This window comes from Curtobacterium sp. MCBA15_013 (assembly GCF_001865095.1).
GTDB lineage: Bacteria > Actinomycetota > Actinomycetes > Actinomycetales > Microbacteriaceae > Curtobacterium.
Window position 1 is genome coordinate 1,939 of sequence record NZ_MJGQ01000003.1, and the last position, 1,186, is coordinate 3,124.

Consider the following 1,186-nt stretch of genomic DNA (forward strand, 5'->3'; position numbering starts at 1 on the left):
CCCTCGCCCTGGCCGCCCTCGGCGTCGTCTTCGGCGACATCGGTACGAGCCCGCTGTACGCGCTGCGCACCGTGTTCACGATCGACGGCGGCATCGTGCAGGCCAACCAGGAGGACGTCTACGGCGTGATCTCGATGATGTTCTGGAGCATCACGATCATCGTGTCGATCAAGTACGTCCTCGTGCTCATGCGCGCCGACAACAACGGCGAGGGCGGGGTGATGGCGCTCGCCGCACTCGCCCGGCGCCTCTACGCGAAGCGCCGCGGGGGAGCGACGATCTTCCTCGTCATCGGGATCGTCGGCGTCTCGCTGTTCTACGGCGACTCCGTCATCACCCCGGCGGTGTCCGTGCTCTCGGCCGTCGAGGGGCTGCAGACCGCCGCTCCGAGCGTCGGCCACCTCATCGTGCCGATCGCGGCGGTCATCCTCGTGGTGCTGTTCGCGGTGCAGCGGGTCGGCACGGGCAAGGTCGGCAACCTGTTCGGCCCCGTGATGCTGCTCTGGTTCGTCGTCATCGCCGCCGCCGGGGTGCCGCACATCCTGGCGCACCCGGGCGTCCTGCAGGGGCTCTCGCCCACGTGGGCCATCGCGTTCCTCATCGCGCACCCGTACATCACGTTCGTCGCGATGGGCGCGGTCGTGCTGGTCATCACCGGCGCCGAGGCCCTCTACGCCGACATGGGCCACTTCGGGCGGACGCCGATCCTCCGCGCCTGGTTCTTCGTCGTCTTCCCGGCCCTCGTGCTGAACTACCTCGGCCAGGCGTCGCTGGTGCTCAACCAGCCCGGGGCGGCGAAGGACCCCTTCTTCCTGCTCTTCCCGAGCGCGTTGCAGATCCCGGTCGTGATCCTCGCGACGATGGCCACCGTCATCGCGAGCCAGGCGGTCATCTCCGGGGCGTTCTCGCTGAGCCGCCAGGCCGTGCAGCTCGGCCTGCTGCCGCCGCTCACCATCCGGCAGACCTCCCGACAGGAGGGCGGCCAGATCTACCTGCCGGCCGTCAACCTCCTGCTGTTCATCGGCGTGATGGCCGTCATGCTCGCGTTCCGTTCCTCGGCGAGCCTCGCCACCGCGTACGGGGTCTCCGTCACCGGTGCGCTCGTCGTCGACACGCTCCTGCTGCTGCTCGTGGTGAAGCCGCTGTGGCACTGGAAGACGTGGAAGCTCGTCGTCGCCGCGGTGGC

Annotated in this window: 1 protein-coding gene; it reads left to right on the plus strand. The window is 69.2% G+C overall.

Annotated features, from left to right (window positions below; translation table 11 throughout):
* Positions 1–8 precede the first annotated feature (8 nt).
* The coding region (locus tag BIV01_RS01950; protein WP_441294370.1) for a KUP/HAK/KT family potassium transporter at positions 9–1,186 on the plus strand (1,178 nt) is incomplete at its 3' end.